The organism is Rhizobium laguerreae (genome assembly GCF_002008165.1).
GTDB lineage: Bacteria > Pseudomonadota > Alphaproteobacteria > Rhizobiales > Rhizobiaceae > Rhizobium > Rhizobium laguerreae.
On sequence record NZ_MRDM01000014.1, the window covers coordinates 165,399 to 182,087 of the forward strand.

Genomic DNA, 16,689 nt, shown 5'->3' on the forward strand with positions numbered 1-16,689 from the left:
AATTGACTCATACGCTTGACGGGTACAATGTGCCAATATATACAATTGTCACCATGACAAATTGGCTTCCCGATATTTCCCGCGGCTCCGGGCCGGTCTATCTCCGGCTTGCCGACAGCATCGAATCCGCCATATCAAGCGGCGCCCTGCCCGCCGGCAGCAAGTTGCCGCCGCAGCGCAACCTTGCCTACGATATCGGCGTGACGATCGGCACGATCGGCCGCGCCTATGCGCTGGTGCATGAGCGCGGCCTGGTCGCCGGCGAAGTGGGGCGCGGCACCTATGTGCTGAACCGCTCCGAAACGCCGCCCGGCGAACAGATCGATCCGCTGACCGTCTCGCTCAGTGGCACCCGCATCCAGGATGCGCCTGCCAACAAGATCCGCTTCGATACGACAGCCGCGCCCGATCTCGGCCAGGGCAAGATCATCGCAGGCATCCTCGCCGAGATCGGCGAGCAGCATCTTGCCGAAATCTCCTCCTATTCCCGGAGCTTCCCGCGCAACTGGTTCGAGGCCGGCCGGTTGTGGCTTGCCCGCAGCGGCTGGACGCCGGAGGTCGAAAACATCGTGCCGACGCTCGGCGCCCATGCGGCGGCGATATCAGTCATCGCCGCCGTCTCGGCGCCAGGGGACAAGATCGTCTTCGAGGATCTCACCTATACCCAGGTCAGCCGCAGCGCCCGCCTTCTCGGCCGCCGCACGCTGACGGTCGATTCCGATAAACTGGGCGTAATTCCAGAGGATTTCGAACGGCTCTGTCAGCAGCAGCATCCGAAGATCGCCTTCCTGATGCCGACCGTCCACAATCCGACGTTGGCGATCATGCCCTATGAGCGGCGCGCGGCCATCGCCGCAATCGCCAGGAAACACGGCGTCTGGCTGATCGAAGACGACCTCTACGGCGGCATGGCCGACGACGATACGCCGCTGCTGGCCTCGATTGCGCCCGACCGCACCTTCCTCGTCAACGGCCTGTCGAAATCGGTCGCCGCCGGCGTGCGCGGCGGGTGGGTCGCCTGCCCGCCGCATTTTGCCCAGCGCATCAAGGTGACGCACAGGATGATCACCGGCGGCCTGCCCTTCATCCTGGCGGAGACCTGCGCGCGCCTCGTCGAGAGCGGCATGGCGCACGAGATTCGCAAGGCAAGTGTCGAGGAACTCTCCCGGCGCGTCCGGCTCGCCCGCGAACAGTTGCAGGGCTTCGATTTCGAATCACACATACACGCGCCCTTCCTCTGGCTGAAACTGCCGGAACCCTGGATGTCGGGCACCTTCAAGAATGCCGCCTTCCGCGACGGCGTGCTCGTCGACGACGAGGACGAGTTCAAGTCGGCGCGCGGAGAGCGACCCTATCATCGCGTTCGCATCGGTTTTTCCTCGCCGAAGACGGGGCAGGAACTGATCTCGGGCCTGATGATCCTGCGCCGGCTGCTGGAAAATGGCGGATCCGCCTATGATGGCGAAATATGACCTGTTGCAAATACACGTCATAATTCGGAAAAAACGCCGGAGCGTATTCCGAGCGCTTCACCGACTCAACCTCCATGTTACCTCTTTGTTGTTCCCGTCAGACGCGAATCAGAGGACAGCAAATGAGGGTCGACTTCGGAAAGATCGCGTTGCGTTTTTTGGGTATGGCATCGTTGGCAGCGGCAGCCGCTATCCCGGTTGCGGGCTCGGCAAGTGCTGGCGAGCAGATATTTGATGAATTGCGCTTCGGCGTCTCGACCTCGGTACAATCGGGCCATTCCAGGGAAGACGGCGTCTTTCCCGAAATTACCGCTCTCTTCGATCCTTTCGGCTACGACACGGCGGTCGGCTGGCAGCAACAGCTGCTGCACCCTCGTGTGCATCTCGGAACCTCGATCGGGACGTCGGGCGAAGCCACCCAGTTCTTCACCGGTTTCACCTGGACGGTCGATTTCAACGAGAAGCTCTTTGCCGAAGCCGGCTTCGGCGGCGTCATCCATACCGGCGATCTCGAAGGCGATGACGACGGCCCAGAACTCGGCTGTCGCGTCCTCTTCCACGAATATCTGGGTGCCGGCTATCGTTTCACCGCCCACTGGAACGTCATGGCTCAGATCGCTCACTCCTTGCATGCCAATCTCTGCGATGGGCCGAACGACGGCATGACACGCGCCGGTCTGCAGATCGGCTACAAATTCTAGCAGCGACCACTTTTCATCATCAGGAAGAAGTTGCCGGCCCGCTGTTGACGGCGGGCATTTTCCTGTCGCGCGTCGCCGCTACATAAGCTAAAGACAGCGCAAAACGCGCCAGGGATTTTCCGCTCATGACCATTCCAAACACCATCCCGATCACGCCCGAACTCATTGCGAGGCATGGCCTGAAGCCGGACGAGTACCAGCGTATTCTGGATCTGATCGGCCGCGAACCGACGTTTACCGAGCTCGGCATCTTTTCTGCCATGTGGAACGAGCACTGCTCCTACAAATCCTCGAAGAAGTGGCTGCGCACGCTGCCGACCAAAGGGCCGCGCGTCATCCAGGGCCCGGGCGAAAATGCTGGCGTGGTCGATATCGATGACGGCGATTGCGTCGTCTTCAAGATGGAGAGCCACAACCACCCCTCTTATATCGAGCCTTATCAGGGCGCCGCGACCGGCGTCGGTGGCATCCTGCGCGACGTTTTCACCATGGGCGCGCGCCCGATCGCCGCGATGAACGCGCTGCGCTTCGGCGAGCCGGATCACCCCAAGACCCGCCACCTCGTCTCCGGCGTCGTTTCCGGCGTCGGCGGCTACGGCAATTCCTTCGGCGTGCCGACGGTCGGCGGTGAGGTCGAGTTCGACGCCCGCTACAACGGCAACATCCTGGTTAACGCCTTTGCCGCCGGTATTGCGAAGTCGAACGCCATCTTCCTGTCCGAAGCCAAGGGCGTCGGTCTTCCGGTCGTCTATCTCGGCGCCAAGACCGGCCGTGACGGCGTCGGCGGCGCGACGATGGCATCGGCCGAATTCGACGAATCGATCGAAGAGAAGCGTCCGACCGTTCAGGTCGGCGACCCCTTCACCGAAAAGTGCCTGCTGGAAGCCTGCCTCGAGCTGATGCAGACCGGCGCAGTCATCGCCATCCAGGACATGGGTGCGGCCGGCCTCACCTGCTCTGCCGTCGAGATGGGCGCCAAGGGCGATCTCGGCATCCTGCTCGAACTCGACAAGGTGCCGGTGCGCGAAGAGAGAATGACGGCCTACGAAATGATGCTGTCGGAAAGCCAGGAGCGCATGCTCATGGTGCTGCAGCCGGAGAAGGAAGAGGAAGCCAAGGCGATCTTCGTCAAGTGGGGCCTCGACTTTGCCATCGTCGGCTGGACAACCGACGATCTGCGCTTCCGCGTCATGCACCAGGGTGAGGAAGTCGCCAACCTGCCGATCAAGGATCTGGGCGACCAGGCGCCGGAATATGATCGCCCATGGCGCGAGCCCGGCAAGCATGCCCCCCTGCCCGCCAATCTCGTCGCCGCTCCTCAGGATTACGGCCAGGCGCTGCTGCAGCTCGTCGGCTCCGCCAACCAATCGAGCCGCCGCTGGGTCTATGAGCAGTATGACACGCTGATCCAGGGCAATTCGCTGCAGCTTCCAGGCGGCGATGCCGGCGTCGTACGCGTCGACGGCCATCCCTCCAAGGCGCTCGCCTTCTCCTCCGACGTCACCCCGCGTTATGTCGAGGCGGATCCCTTCGAAGGCGGCAAGCAGGCGGTCGCCGAATGCTGGCGCAACATCACCGCGACAGGCGCCGAACCGCTCGCCGCCACCGACAATCTGAACTTCGGCAATCCCGAAAAGCCAGAAATCATGGGCCAGTTCGTTCAGGCGGTGAAAGGTATTGGCGAGGCCTGCCGGGCGCTGGATTTCCCGATCGTGTCAGGCAACGTTTCGCTCTACAACGAGACCAACGGCGTCGCCATCCTGCCGACCCCGACAATCGCAGGCGTCGGCCTGCTGCCGGACTGGCGCAAGATGGCTCGCATCGGCAGCGCCAACGACGGCGACAAGGTGATCATGATCGGCGTCGACGGCAGCCATCTCGGCCAGTCCGTCTATCTCCGCGACGTGCTTTCCAGCCGCGAAGGTCCGGCTCCTGAAGTGGATCTGTTCGCCGAAAGACGCAATGGCGATTTCGTCCGCTCCGTCATCCGCAACGGCCAGGCGACCGCCTGCCACGACATCTCCTCGGGCGGCCTTGCCGTGGCGCTCGCCGAAATGGCCATGGCCTCGGGCAAAGGCCTGACGATCGATCTGAGCGAAGGCAAGGGTGAAACGCATGCGCTGCTCTTCGGTGAGGATCAGGCCCGCTACGTCCTGACCTTGCCTGCCGATGTCGCCGATTTCGTCTGCGTCAATGCAGAAGGTGGCGGTGTTCCCTTCCGCCGTCTCGGCACGGTCGGAGGAACGGCGCTCGTCGTCGGCGATCTCATCTCGCTGCCGATTCAGCAATTGCGCGATGCCCATGAATCATGGTTCCCTGATTTCATGGAAGGCCGCGGCGAACTTGCCGCTGCGGAATGATGCGCAAGGAGTAACGATCATGGCCATGAAACCCGGCGATATCGAAGACATGATCAAGGCTGGGATTCCCGGTGCCAAGGTGACGATCCGCGATCTGGCGGGCGACGGCGATCATTACGCCGCCGAAGTCGTCGCCGAAGCCTTTCGCGGCAAGAGCCGCGTGCAACAGCACCAGATGGTCTACGAGGCGCTGAAGGGCAATATGGGCGGCGTGTTGCACGCTCTTGCCCTGCAGACCTCGGCGCCGGAATAGAGCCCGACGCAATCCGGCTGACGATGCCCGGCCCTCAGCCGGGCATTCTCTTTTCGTCGGGATCGGCAAAGACCGAGGCCGGCATCGGCCCGGATGTCAAAAGCGTAAAGTCGAAGGGCGCCTGCAGATCAGGCCCAAGCACATATTGCCGGTGAACGCGCAGCTGGTCCTTGCGGATCTTGCGATAGTGCTCGCGCGTCAGCATCTGCTTGACGCGGATCAGGATCATCTTCGCTTGAGGCGCATCCGCATGGCTGGAGACGGCAACGACCGGCACCTTGTAGAAATTGATCGAATCCGTCAGGCACTGCACATCGAGCCAGGAAATCTCGGGACAGCGGGCGATCAGCCCGACGCGGGCGCGCAGCAGCGTCGCCGATGACAGCAGCGCGCATTGCAGGATGGCGCTGCCGAGTGTGGCAAACACCACGCGCTTGCCCTTGAAGAGCTCCGGCTCCCTTTCCAGCAATATGCCGATGACATGGGCGGCGACGTTCGATCCCATGCTGTGCGAGGAGATCACATACTCGTCCGCCTCTTCGTCGAGCGCCTTGCGCACGGCAGTGGCTCGGTCTTCCAGCCAGTCGTTGAAATCCGCCCGGTCCATGCGGCCGAGCGCCACCGCCATCTCCCAATCGGCGAAGAGATGCAGCGTATGGAAGCGTTCGGAAAATGGCAGGAAGGCGAAGATGAAAAAACAGAGCGCCAGCGGCCCACTCCAGAGCATGTGCCACGGCGAAAAGCCGACAGCATAGGGTAGGATGGCGATTTGCGCGGTCAGCACGATCGCCAGCGCCGTCAGCAGGAACGGAAAGAGGAAGAACAGGCCGAAGCGCCAGGCGTGGCGGAAATATCCCCGCATCCCGCCATCCAGCATGATCTCGGCGCAGCTTCGGAAGCCCGCAATGATCTGGCTCAGCGTGTTGCCGGCACGCAGCTTGCGCACCAGTATATCGTGATCGACCATATGGATGCGGCTCTTCGTCTGCCAGCCGGGGGAACCGGTCCCTGCCTCGGGCGCCGCTACCCTCTCAGCCGTCGTGACCTCGAAACTGACCGGATCGCTCCCCGCATCCACTGGCCCCGTCTCAATCGAATAACTCCAGACGGCGGCACTCTGCCTGGCCGAACGCTCGTAGCGCGCCCTGTGGGCAACGCCGTCAAGCGGCTCGAAGCCCGGGAAATGCAGGACGACCCGCTTCTCGATCAGTTTCATTCCACTCTTCCGGCCGGGCGAATGGCCGGCATGTTGCTGCGATCCGGATGCTGCGCCGCTGATATGGGCAAAAAGCACCTATGGTCTCGAAGCCGTCTTGCTAACCGAACTCTTCCGGAATTCAATAGCAGCCATGTCGTTTCCATCACGAACGGAGGGGTTTTGTGGCCGACCTAGTCAAAGAATTGATATCAGGCGTCGTCGACAGCGTGCTGAAGGAGATCCTGAAGAAGACCACCGGCCGCATCACGACGAAGCGCAGGAGGCGTAAGACACGCCCCGCCACGACGACGAAGGTTGCGCGCAAGGCGACCTCGGCCAAGCCCAAGCCCGCCCGCAAACAGGTCAGCAAGCGCCGCACCGCCGCCGGCCGCAGCCGTCAGCGACGCAGCTAAGACACGATGAAAATATGAGCGGCTTTCGGATGAATTCCGCTCCGCTGCAGCGCCGCGCGTCTTTTAAGACGTGCAAAGGACGCTGTCGCACTTTGATGTGCAGTAGCGCGACGGCAACAGCCCCGGCAACGGCCTGCCCGAATTGGTATTTTTTTGGTTCGGGCAGCTGGAATTCCTGCTGTCGCATGCTATCTAAAGGCAACGATTGAAACGGTGGGCCTTTAACCCGCCTGTTGAAAGGATTAGGTCCATGAGCGGCATTCACGAATTCATCGGCAACGAAATCAAGAGCAACGACGTCGTCCTTTTCATGAAGGGCACGCCTCAGTTTCCGCAGTGCGGTTTCTCCGGCCAGGTCGTGCAGATTCTCGATTACATCGGCGTCGATTACAAGAGCGTCAACGTGCTCGCCGATTCGGAAATCCGCCAGGGCATCAAGGAATATTCCAACTGGCCGACGATCCCGCAGCTCTACGTAAAGGGCGAGTTCGTCGGCGGCTGCGACATCGTCCGGGAAATGTTCCAGGCTGGTGAACTGCAGCAGCATCTCCAGGAAAATGGCATCGCGGTGCGCGCCGCCTCCTGACCGGTCACCGGACGTCCGCCCGGTTTCCAAATCTGTTTCTTGAGTTCGAGGCGCTGCGGCTAGCAGCGCCTTGACCTGTTTATGGGAATTTCATTGTGACAGATTCTTCACAAGCCGTGTCCGCGGGCCGCCTGCCCATGGGCAAGCGAGAATTCATCGCGCTCGCAGCCTTCCTGATGGCCATCAACTCGCTGGCGATCGACATCATGCTCCCGGCCTTGCAGCAGATCGGCGCGAGCCTCGGCGTCGAGAGCGAGAACCACCGGCAATTCGTCGTCTCCTCCTATCTGCTCGGCTTCGGCTGCGCCCAGCTGTTCTACGGACCGCTTTCCGATCGCTTCGGCCGCCGTACGCCGCTGTTGTTCGGCCTCGTCGTCTATATCGTTTCGGCCATCGGCATCGTCTTCGTTCCCTCCTTCGCCGGCCTGCTGGTGCTGCGCTTCGTCCAGGGCATCGGCTCGGCGGCCACCCGCGTCATCACCATCTCCATCGTCCGCGATATCTATGGCGGACGACAGATGGCCGAAGTCATGTCGCTGATCATGATGGTCTTCATGATCGTGCCGGTGATTGCGCCCGGCGCGGGTCAGATCGTCATGTTCTTCGGCAATTGGCACCTGATCTTCTTGTTTATCGCCGCCATGGCGACTGGCATCGCCGTCTGGGCCTATCTACGCCTGCCGGAGACCCTGCATCCCGCCAATGTCAGACCCTTCACCGCCCGCTCGATCTTCGGCGCCTTCAAGCTGGTGCTGACCAATCGCGTCGCGCTCTGCTACACCATCGCCAGCACCTTCATCTTCGGCGCGCTGTTCGGCTTCATCAATTCGGCCCAGCAGGTCTATGTCGGCATCTACGATCTCGGCGCCTATTTCCCCGTCGCCTTTGCCGGCGTGGCGATCTTCATGTCGCTGTCGTCCTTCTTCAATTCGCGCTTCGTCGGCAAGCTCGGCATGCGCCGCCTGTCGCACGGCTCGCTCATCGGCTTCATCGCCATCAACACCGTCTGGCTGATCGTCCAGATGGCCAGCACCGAGCCGATGCCCTTCGCGCTGTTCATCTCCTTCTTCGGCCTTTCCATGTTCCAGTTCGGCTGGATCGGCTCGAACTTCAATTCGCTCGCCATGGAGCCGCTCGGCCACGTCGCCGGCACCGCCTCCTCCGTCCTCGGCTTCATGAGCACGGTCGGCGGCGCCATCATCGGCGCCGGCATCGGCCAGGCCTTCGACGGCACTGCGCTGCCGATGGTCGCCGGTTATTTCTTTGTGTCGATCATCGGGCTCGTCTTCGTGCTGATCGCCGAGAAGGGCCGCCTCTTCCAATCGCAAAACCCAGCCGTCTGAACGGCCGACCTCATTCGCATCCGGGATTTCACCACATGACGCCGCCACATAAACCGCACCAGGAAAACCAGGGCTCCCGCCGTATCGGCATGGGCTTTGGCGAATTCGTCGTTACCATCGCCATCATGACCGCCAGCGTTGCCATGGCGATCGACAGCATGCTGCCGGCATTACCCAATATCGGCCATTCCCTCGGCGTCACCAATACCAACGACGCGCAGTTGATCATCGGCGTGTTCTTCTTAGGATTCGGCGTCTCGCAGATCTTCTTCGGCAGCCTTTCGGATACGTTCGGCCGCCGCAACATCCTGCTCGGCGGCTTGGCCTGCTATATTGTCGGAATGTTTGCCGCCGCAGCGACCGGCAGCTTCGAAATGCTGCTCGTTATGCGTTTTGTCCAGGGTATTGGCGGTGCGGCCGTGCGCATTACCACCATGGCCATGGTGCGCGACTGCTTCGGTGGCCGCGAAATGGCCTGTGTTATGTCCTATGTGATGATCGTCTTTATGATCGTGCCGATCGTTGCCCCATCCGTCGGCCAGCTCATCATCCTTTATGCCAACTGGCACTGGATCTTCATCCTGCTCGGCATCATCGCCACCGTCCTGTTCGTCTGGGCTCTCCTGCGGCTGAAGGAATCGCTGCCGCCGGAAGAGCGGCTGCCGCTGTCGGTCGCCTCTGTCGTGGATGGCTTCAAGACCGTGCTCACCAACCGCATCACCTGCGGCTACATGATCGGCCTCACCATGTTCACCGGCGTCATCAGCGCCTATGTGATCTCGGTGCAGCAGGTCTTCGGCGAGGTCTATGGCCTTGGCGACTGGCTGCCGATCGCCTTTGCGGCGACCGCCGGCGGCATCGCCGTCGCCAATTTCGCCAACGGCTTCTTCGTGCGCAAGTTCGGCATGCGCCGTATCTCGCACGCCGCCCTGCTGATCTTCACGGCGCTATCGGCTGTCGGCTTTTTCTATTCGCTGACCGGCAAGCCGGATTTCGCCATCGCCTATGGCATCTTCACCATCGTGCTGATGATGTTTGCTCTGATCGCCACCAATTTCACCGCCATCAGCCTCGAGCCAATGGGTAATCTCGCAGGCACCGCGACCGCCATCACCGGCTTCGTCTCGACGACGGCCGGCGCCATCCTCGGCGGCCTGGTCGGCCAGATGTTCAACGGCACGGTGCAGCCGCTCTTCGGCGGCTTCGCCCTCTTCGGCGCGGTGACAATCGCGGCCACGCTCTGGGCGGAAAACGGCAAACTCTTCACCCACCCCGGCGACAGCCCGCAGCTCGATCCGGGTGCGGCCCACTTTTGAGATAAGACAGGACTGATTTTGCGGGTTGTGATGGAGGTTTCGATCTCCCGTTACATTAGGCCAGCTGGCTTTTTCATTCCAACTTCGCGCTCAAGATGCCTCCAAGTGGCATCCTCAAACCGTTGCGGCCATTCAATCTCCCACCTCTCAGCCATCCTGCGGGCGCGTGGCAGAAAGGCACTTGCGCAGGCAAGGTGAGCGTCGATGATTGACTGACGTGTTGGTGCTGCGGGAGGAATGGTTGCGAGGAGGTCAAGTTGCTCCTCGGACAGCCGACGGCTCCAGGCCAGCATGCCGCCTTTGTCTGCGCGTTCAACTTCTTCGCTCAGAAGTTTGAAGAGCATCATCCGAAGCAAGTCTACGCCTGCGACACTGAGGAGATATTCTCCCCGGCCGTTGGCGACGGCAAGGAGACCGAACACACGAATAAACTCGTTGATGAGATAGGTGAGATATTCCTTATTAGGACCGGACCACGGGATAGTCGCTGGCAAAGTGTCGTACAAGCCATGTCTGTCGATCAGCGGTTTAAGCGAATCTTGGCTTCTTTTCTTCAGGGCTCCCTCGTCGACTACTCCCAGATCTATTCGTTGCCATTGATCAGTTATGGCATTGAAGACGCGCTCCTCTTTGCCAAGCTCGTTCCAAAAGACAATGGGGGCAATTTTTTCGAGCTGTTGCCGCCATGCTCCACTGAACTCGGCCTGATCATCGCGCGCGACGACGGCGAGCAGATCAATGTCACTATACGTGTCAGCCTGCCCTTTTCCAAAGCTGCCAGCAAGAAACAGCCCGACAACCCTTGGGTCGCCGCTAACGACTTGACGGATTTTCTCGATGAATTGCTCTTGCCACACGGGATGATCTCCAACCGCATCGGCGCAATACTACCCTGCCGATGTTCAAACACGGAAGGTGGTCGAAGGCGGCTTTTTCACCTTCAGACCGTGAAAACCTCACGCCGCAACACATCCCACGAGGCTTTGTCCGGCGCAATCAGCAGCCCGCCGTCGAGATGATGCGGCAGGTAGGGTGAGCCGTCGAAACGCGCCGCATAGGCGCCCGCCTCCTGCGAGATCAGCGTGCCGGCAAGGTGATCCCAGGGCATCAGCTTGTTGTACATGAGGTAATGCACATGCCCGCCGGCAAAAGTGCGGTATTCGTGGGCGGCGCAGCGGTAATTGGTGAGGAAGCGCACCTTTGCGAGATTGGCGAGCACTTCGGCGCGCTTCTCCTTCGGCAGGTAGCCTGTCGAGGCCATGCCGACCATGTGTTCCAGTTCGACGGGAGCTGCGACCGAGAGACGCTCGGCGCCGCCATCCGGCCGCCGCAGCCAGGCGCCACCGCCCTTTTCGGCCATCACCCAATCGTCGCCCATCGGATCGTAGATGATGCCGGCAACCGTCTCGCCGCCGGAGATCACGGATGCCATGACCCCAAAGGCCGGAATGCCGGAGGCGAAATTGAAGGTGCCGTCGACCGGATCGACGACGATCGCGAGATCGGCATGTTCGAGCCTGCCGAGCAAATCAGGATCGGCCGCGACCGATTCCTCTCCAAGGAACAGTGCGCCCGGCCAGAGTTGCTGAGCTTCCGCTTTGATCATCCGTTCCGCCTGCTCATCGGCCTCGGTGACGAGATCGGTCGCCTCGCTCTTGGCGCGCACGTCGTGCTGACCAAGCCGGCGAAAGCGCGGCAGGATCTCCGCCTTCGCAGCGCGGCGCAGCAAATCAGCAAGAACGGTCACGTCGACAATCGAAGTCATCTCAAATCCTCACGCTTAGGTCTCTTAGGAAAACCTTGAATCAGATGCCGACGATCTCGCGCCGAATGAGCTGCCAGCTCTCCTTGTCGGGCGCGGAGATGATGCCGCCCACGGTCTCGCCGGGGCGATAGGGCGTGCCGTCGAATTTCGCCGTATGGCCGCCGGCCTCCTGATGCGCGAGCACGCCGGCCAGGTGATCCCAGGGCATCAGCTTCGCATGGCCGATGAAATGCATCTTGCCGGAGGCGACCATCCAATATTCGTAGGCCGAGCAGTTGAAGGCGAAAGTCATCCGGGCCTTCGCCATGTTGGCGCAGATGCGCGAGCGGTCGGGCTCATCCATATGCCCCCAGGACAGGCCGCCGACCATCTGGTTCAGGCTAGCAGGCTCAGCGACCTTCAGCTTTGTCGACTGCCCATCCCGCCGTGTCAGAAAGGCACCTGCCCCCCTGATCGCGGTCACCGTGTCACCGAGAACGGGATCATGAATGATGCCGGCGACCGTCTCGCCCCTGACTGTGACCGCCAACATGGTCCCGAAGACAGGAATCCCGGCGGCGAAATTGAACGTCCCATCGACAGGGTCGATGACGAAGGCGAGCTCGGCATCGGCAAGTGCCGGCACGACGGACCGGTCGGCGTCATAAGCCTCCTCGCCGACGACGAGTGCTGCGGGAAAGCGCTCTCTCAGCGCCGCGGTGATGCGGTGTTCGGCAAGCACGTCCGCCTGCGTCACCAGATCGATTGCCGAAGTCTTTTCCGAAACATCGGCAGCGCCGAGATTACGGAAACGCGGCATGATCTCGGCTTGCGCCGCCTCTCGGACGCAATCGCCGAGAAAGAGAATATCCTGATCTGAAATAGTCATGCGAAATCCTGTACTTGATGCAATGCCAGCCTGCATAGCCGGCCCTTCATGAAGGATCGGTGACACCAAGGGTGGAAAAGTCGAAGAGTTTCGGGTCGAGCAGATGCGACGGGTTCACATGCGAAAGCGCCCGCAGCATCGTATCCTTGCGTCCCGGCATGCGCCGCTCGATATCGGCGAGCATGTCCTTCATCGCATTGCGCTGCAGCCCGTCCTGCGAGCCGCAGAGATCGCAGGGGATGATCGGAAACTGCATGGCGGCCGCAAACTTCGCGAGGTCGTCCTCGGCAGCATAGGCGAGCGGCCGCAGCACCATCAGGTCGCCCTCGTCGTTCAGAAGCTTCGCCGGCATCGAGGCGAGCCGGCCGCCATGGAAGAAATTCATGAAGAAGGTTTCGAGAATGTCCTCGCGGTGGTGGCCGAGCACCAGCGCATCGCAACCCTCTTCCCGCGCGACGCGGTAGAGATTGCCGCGCCGCAGCCGCGAACAGAGTGAACAATAGGTGGCGCCTTCAGGCACCTTCTCCTTCACGATCGAATAGGTATTCCGATACTCGATCCGGTGCTGAACGCCCATCTTGGTGAGATAATCCGGCAGCACATGCTTCGGAAAATTCGGCTGGCCCTGATCGAGATTGCAGGCGATGAGTTCGACCGGCAGCAGGCCGCGCCATTTGAGATCGAGCAGCAGCGCCAGCAGCCCGTAGGAATCCTTGCCGCCGGAAAGGCCGACCAGCCAGCGCTTCTGGCCCTTCAGCATGTCGAAATCGTCGAAGGCCTGGCGCACTTGCCGCAGCAGGCGCTTGCGCAGCTTGTTGAAGGAGACCGAACGCGGCGCATCGGCAAACAGCGCATGGCCGCTGGTGTCGGCTTCGCCGGTTTCCAAATCATCGGCAATCTTGGCTGCGATATTCATTGCTTCGTCCTATCGAAGGTCCAGACCTGCCTTAGCAGAAAGCGTCCTGCCAACACAGCGTTCAATCGCCGAAAACCGACCAGCCGGTGCGTGCTGCGAGCATCTCCAGCGCCGCAGCGCCGAGCTGTGAATTGCCGACCTTGTTCAGTCCCGGCGACCACACGGCGATGGAGGCGATGCCCGGCGCCACGGCGAAGATGCCGCCGCCGACGCCGCTCTTGCCGGGCAGGCCGACATGATAGGCGAAGTCGCCCGAGCCGTCGTAATGGCCGCAGGTCAGCATCAGCGCATTGATGCGCCGCGCCCGCTTCGGCGAGACCACCGAATGGCCGGTCGTCGGATTGCTGCCGCGCGCCGCCAGGAACAGCCCGGCGCGGGCGAGCTGCTCGCAGCTCATCGACAGCGCGCATTGATGGAAATAGACGCCGAGCACATGGTCGACGGGATGGTCGAGATTGCGGTAGGCGCGCATGAAGTTGGCAAGCGCGAAATTGCGGTATCCGGTCTGCGTTTCCGAGCGCGCCACCTTGTCGTCGATGGTGATCGACTCGTCATCGGCGAGATAACGCACGAAGCGCAGCAGCTCGCCGATTGCCTCGCGCGGCGCATGGCCGGCCATGACGACGTCGCTGACGGCGATCGCGCCGGCATTGATGAAGGGATTGCGAGGAATGCCGCTCTCGTGCTCCAGCTGGACGATCGAGTTGAAAGCCGATCCGGAGGGTTCGCGCCCGACCCGCTTCCACAGCCCCTCGCCGACCTTGCCGAGCGCCAGCGTCAGCATGAAGACCTTCGATATGCTCTGGATCGAGAAGGCGATGTCGGCATCGCCGACGCGATAGACTTTGCCGTCGACGGTGACGATCGCCATGCCGAACTGCTTCGGGTGGACCTTGGCGAGTTCCGGAATGTAGTCCGCGACCTTGCCCTCGCCGATCCGCGGCTGGATATCGGCGTAGATGCTATCGAGGGTCGCCTGCAAATCTGCCATTGCTTCTCTCCAGATCGCAAAAAAGCCGCTCGAAAGAGCGGCTTTCCGTATATCGACGCATGCTGTTGTCTCGCAATCGGTTTCGACTGCGAGACGAATGCATTAACGCGAATAGAATTCGACGACCAGATGCGGTTCCATGACGACCGGGAACGGAACGTCGCTGAGCGTCGGGACGCGGCCGAAGGTTGCGACCATCTTGTTGTGATCGACTTCGATATAGTCGGGAACGTCGCGCTCTGCGAGGCTGACAGCTTCCAGAACGATCACCAACTGCTTCGACTTTTCGCGAACTTCGATGACGTCGCCGGCCTTGCAACGGTAGGAACCGATGTTGACGCGCACACCGTTGACCGAGACGTGGCCATGGTTGACGAACTGGCGGGCAGCAAAGACCGTCGGAACGAACTTGGCGCGATAGACGATTGCGTCGAGGCGCGATTCCAGGAGGCCGATCAGATTTTCAGAGGTGTCGCCCTTGCGGCGGTCGGCTTCGGCGAAGATCGCGCGGAACTGCTTTTCGCGCAGGTCACCGTAGTAGCCCTTGAGCTTCTGCTTGGCGCGCAGCTGCACACCGAAGTCCGAAAGCTTACCCTTGCGGCGCTGGCCGTGCTGGCCCGGGCCGTATTCGCGTCGGTTTACCGGGGACTTCGGACGGCCCCAGATGTTTTCGCCCATACGGCGGTCAATTTTGTACTTGGACGATTCGCGCTTGCTCATCGCATTTCCTTTTCAAAGGTTTATGACGGCTTGTTGCCAAACCGCACGAAGGAAACACGCCCTCCTCTGGTCTTTTCCGAGACCTGACAGGATGTTCCGGTTAGCGAACAGGAACGATCCACGGGACATGTCAAATGAAACACCGGACATTGCTGCCCGGTGCTTGCGGCGGTCTTTAGAGGGCCGTCATGAAAATGTCAACAGCGGCAGACCCCGAAAGCGCCACTATTCCGCCGCCAGCGGCTGGTAGCCGGTATCTGGTGCGTTGGCGTCGCCCGGCGCCGTCTGGCAGTCCATATCAGGGAAAGCGACGATACGCTTGCCGGAAAAATCGGCGTGCACGACGATGATGCCCTGCTCCTCGAAATAGCCAAGCAGGCGGCGAGCGCGACGGGCGGAATGGGTACCGTAGGCGCGGGCGATGCGGGCGTCCGAAGGGCAAGGCTCGCCGCAGACGGCGGCCTTGGCGAGCATCAGGAAGACTCCCTGCAGGTCGTCGGTGACACCTGAAGACAGCGACAGCGCCGTCGCCCAGGCATTGGTCGCAGCTGTCGTCACATCGACGCCGGAGCGCGAGATCGCCACCCGCCGGCGGAATTCCGGCAGCGCGATCGGCGGTCCCGGCACCCGGCGCATGCGCAGCCGGACGAGAAAGTCCTGATAGAGCACCGAATCGGTGCGAAAGGCGGAGGTCGGATCGTCGAGGATTTCGGCAAGCACGCCGGCAAGGCGCTCCTCCCGCTCTTCGGCGGAGACTTCCACCTGGCTCGCCCTCGCCTCGGCAGGCACGGCCGATGCCGCTGGCGTCGAGCGCGAGAGTTCGGCCAGAATATCGGTCGTCGGCCGCGGCGCCGGCGGGGCGCGGCGCACCAGCGGGCGCTGGAATTCCTCCGGATCGGGCGTAAAGATCAGGTCTTCCACATCCTGAGGCGCATCCGGCAGCGGCATCAGCTTCGGGCTGGAAGAGCGCGCCGAGGTCTCCACCGCACCGATCTGGATCGGCAGCGGCCGGCGCGACAGCGCCGGTCCGAGGGCGACGAAATTGCCGCGCTTCAGATCGCGGAACATCTCGGCCTGGCGCCGGTCCATGCCGAGCAGGTCGGCAGCGCGCGCCATGTCGATATCGAGGAAGGTTCGGCCCATCAGGAAGTTCGAGGCCTCGGCCGCGACGTTCTTGGCAAGCTTGGCAAGCCGCTGCGTCGCGATCACGCCGGCAAGACCGCGTTTACGCCCGCGGCACATCAGATTGGTCATCGCGCCGAGCGACATCTTGCGCGCATCTTCCGAGACATCGCCACCGATCGACGGCGCAAACATCTGCGCCTCGTCGACCACGACGAGAACCGGATACCAGTATTCGCGATCGGCATCGAACATGCCGTTGAGGAAGGCGGCGGCGGCGCGCATCTGGTCTTCGAGATCGAGGCCTTCGAGCGTCAGCACGCAGGAAACGCGATGCTGGCGAATGCGGTTGGCGATGCCGGCAAGCTCCGCCTCGGTCCGCTCACCGTCGACCACGACATGGCCGAACCTGTCGCTGAGGGTGACGAAATCACCCTCGGGATCGATGATGACCTGCTGCACCCATTGCGCCGATTGCTCTAGCAGGCGGCGCAGCAGATGTGACTTGCCCGATCCGGAATTGCCCTGCACGAGCAGACGTGTCGCCAGCAGCTCCTCGATATCGAGCGTCGCCGGAGCGCCGGACGCCAGTCCCATATCGATGCCAACCTGCACGTCCAATTCCCCTTAAAGATTCCCGGCCCGTCTCTAGCAGATTCGCAGGC

The 16,689-nt window shown here is 61.8% G+C and carries 16 protein-coding genes; 8 read left to right on the forward strand and 8 right to left on the reverse strand.

Features of this window, described 5'->3' with window-relative positions; genetic code table 11:
- The first annotated feature begins 53 nt into the window (after positions 1-53).
- The 4 genes from BS630_RS16595 (at position 54) to BS630_RS16610 (ending at position 4,786) form a co-directional block, all read left to right on the forward strand.
- On the forward strand, positions 54-1,472 hold the full coding sequence (locus tag BS630_RS16595; RefSeq protein ID WP_077978278.1) for an aminotransferase-like domain-containing protein: 1,419 nt from the start codon (positions 54-56) through the stop codon (positions 1,470-1,472).
- Positions 1,473-1,594: 122 nt separating this feature from the next.
- On the forward strand, positions 1,595-2,173 hold the full coding sequence (locus tag BS630_RS16600) for an acyloxyacyl hydrolase (RefSeq protein ID WP_077978279.1): 579 nt from the start codon (positions 1,595-1,597) through the stop codon (positions 2,171-2,173).
- Positions 2,174-2,298: 125 nt separating this feature from the next.
- A complete protein-coding gene (gene purL / locus BS630_RS16605) occupies positions 2,299-4,533 on the forward strand; it encodes a phosphoribosylformylglycinamidine synthase subunit PurL (RefSeq protein ID WP_077978280.1) in 2,235 nt (744 codons plus the stop codon).
- A 19-nt stretch (positions 4,534-4,552) separates the two neighbouring features.
- The gene (locus BS630_RS16610) at positions 4,553-4,786 is read left to right on the forward strand and encodes a BolA/IbaG family iron-sulfur metabolism protein (protein WP_003540079.1); all 234 of its coding nucleotides are present in this window, start codon (positions 4,553-4,555) and stop codon (positions 4,784-4,786) included.
- Between the two features lie 34 nt (positions 4,787-4,820).
- Here BS630_RS16610 and BS630_RS16615 read toward each other — a convergent pair whose 3' ends face one another.
- Positions 4,821-6,002, reverse strand: a complete 1,182-nt coding sequence (locus BS630_RS16615; RefSeq protein ID WP_077979198.1) for a hypothetical protein — start codon at positions 6,000-6,002, stop codon at positions 4,821-4,823.
- Between the two features lie 164 nt (positions 6,003-6,166).
- Between BS630_RS16615 and BS630_RS16620 the strand changes: the two genes are divergently transcribed.
- The 4 genes from BS630_RS16620 to BS630_RS16635 all read left to right on the forward strand — a co-directional run bounded on the left by BS630_RS16620 (position 6,167) and on the right by BS630_RS16635 (position 9,642).
- Positions 6,167-6,397: a hypothetical protein gene (locus BS630_RS16620; RefSeq protein WP_077978281.1), complete on the forward strand. Its 231-nt coding sequence runs from the start codon at positions 6,167-6,169 to the stop codon at positions 6,395-6,397.
- 250 nt (positions 6,398-6,647) lie between these two features.
- Positions 6,648-6,983, forward strand: coding sequence for a Grx4 family monothiol glutaredoxin (gene grxD / locus BS630_RS16625; RefSeq protein ID WP_012757638.1), 336 nt, complete (start codon positions 6,648-6,650; stop codon positions 6,981-6,983).
- A 137-nt stretch (positions 6,984-7,120) separates the two neighbouring features.
- Entirely contained in the window at positions 7,121-8,326 is a 1,206-nt protein-coding gene (locus tag BS630_RS16630) for a multidrug effflux MFS transporter (protein ID WP_077979199.1), read from the forward strand.
- Between the two features lie 35 nt (positions 8,327-8,361).
- A complete protein-coding gene (locus BS630_RS16635) occupies positions 8,362-9,642 on the forward strand; it encodes a multidrug effflux MFS transporter (protein ID WP_077978282.1) in 1,281 nt (426 codons plus the stop codon).
- Between the two features lie 50 nt (positions 9,643-9,692).
- On the opposite strand, the gene BS630_RS16640 is transcribed toward BS630_RS16635, so the two are convergent.
- From BS630_RS16640 to BS630_RS16670, 7 genes are all read right to left on the reverse strand, one after another.
- A complete protein-coding gene (locus tag BS630_RS16640; protein WP_077978283.1) occupies positions 9,693-10,499 on the reverse strand; it encodes an aminoglycoside 6-adenylyltransferase in 807 nt (268 codons plus the stop codon).
- Positions 10,500-10,582: 83 nt separating this feature from the next.
- Positions 10,583-11,407 (reverse strand): inositol monophosphatase family protein, encoded by an 825-nt coding sequence (locus tag BS630_RS16645; protein WP_025394747.1) that lies wholly within the window; start codon positions 11,405-11,407, stop codon positions 10,583-10,585.
- Between the two features lie 40 nt (positions 11,408-11,447).
- Positions 11,448-12,275, reverse strand: a complete 828-nt coding sequence (locus tag BS630_RS16650; RefSeq protein WP_025394748.1) for an inositol monophosphatase family protein — start codon at positions 12,273-12,275, stop codon at positions 11,448-11,450.
- Positions 12,276-12,321: 46 nt separating this feature from the next.
- On the reverse strand, positions 12,322-13,191 hold the full coding sequence (gene ttcA / locus BS630_RS16655) for a tRNA 2-thiocytidine(32) synthetase TtcA (protein ID WP_077978284.1): 870 nt from the start codon (positions 13,189-13,191) through the stop codon (positions 12,322-12,324).
- 61 nt (positions 13,192-13,252) lie between these two features.
- Positions 13,253-14,182, reverse strand: a complete 930-nt coding sequence (locus tag BS630_RS16660) for a glutaminase (protein WP_077978285.1) — start codon at positions 14,180-14,182, stop codon at positions 13,253-13,255.
- 102 nt (positions 14,183-14,284) lie between these two features.
- Positions 14,285-14,902: a 30S ribosomal protein S4 gene (rpsD, locus tag BS630_RS16665; RefSeq protein ID WP_003540107.1), complete on the reverse strand. Its 618-nt coding sequence runs from the start codon at positions 14,900-14,902 to the stop codon at positions 14,285-14,287.
- Positions 14,903-15,127: 225 nt separating this feature from the next.
- Entirely contained in the window at positions 15,128-16,639 is a 1,512-nt protein-coding gene (locus tag BS630_RS16670; protein WP_077978286.1) for a helicase HerA domain-containing protein, read from the reverse strand.
- Positions 16,640-16,689: the final 50 nt, after the last annotated feature.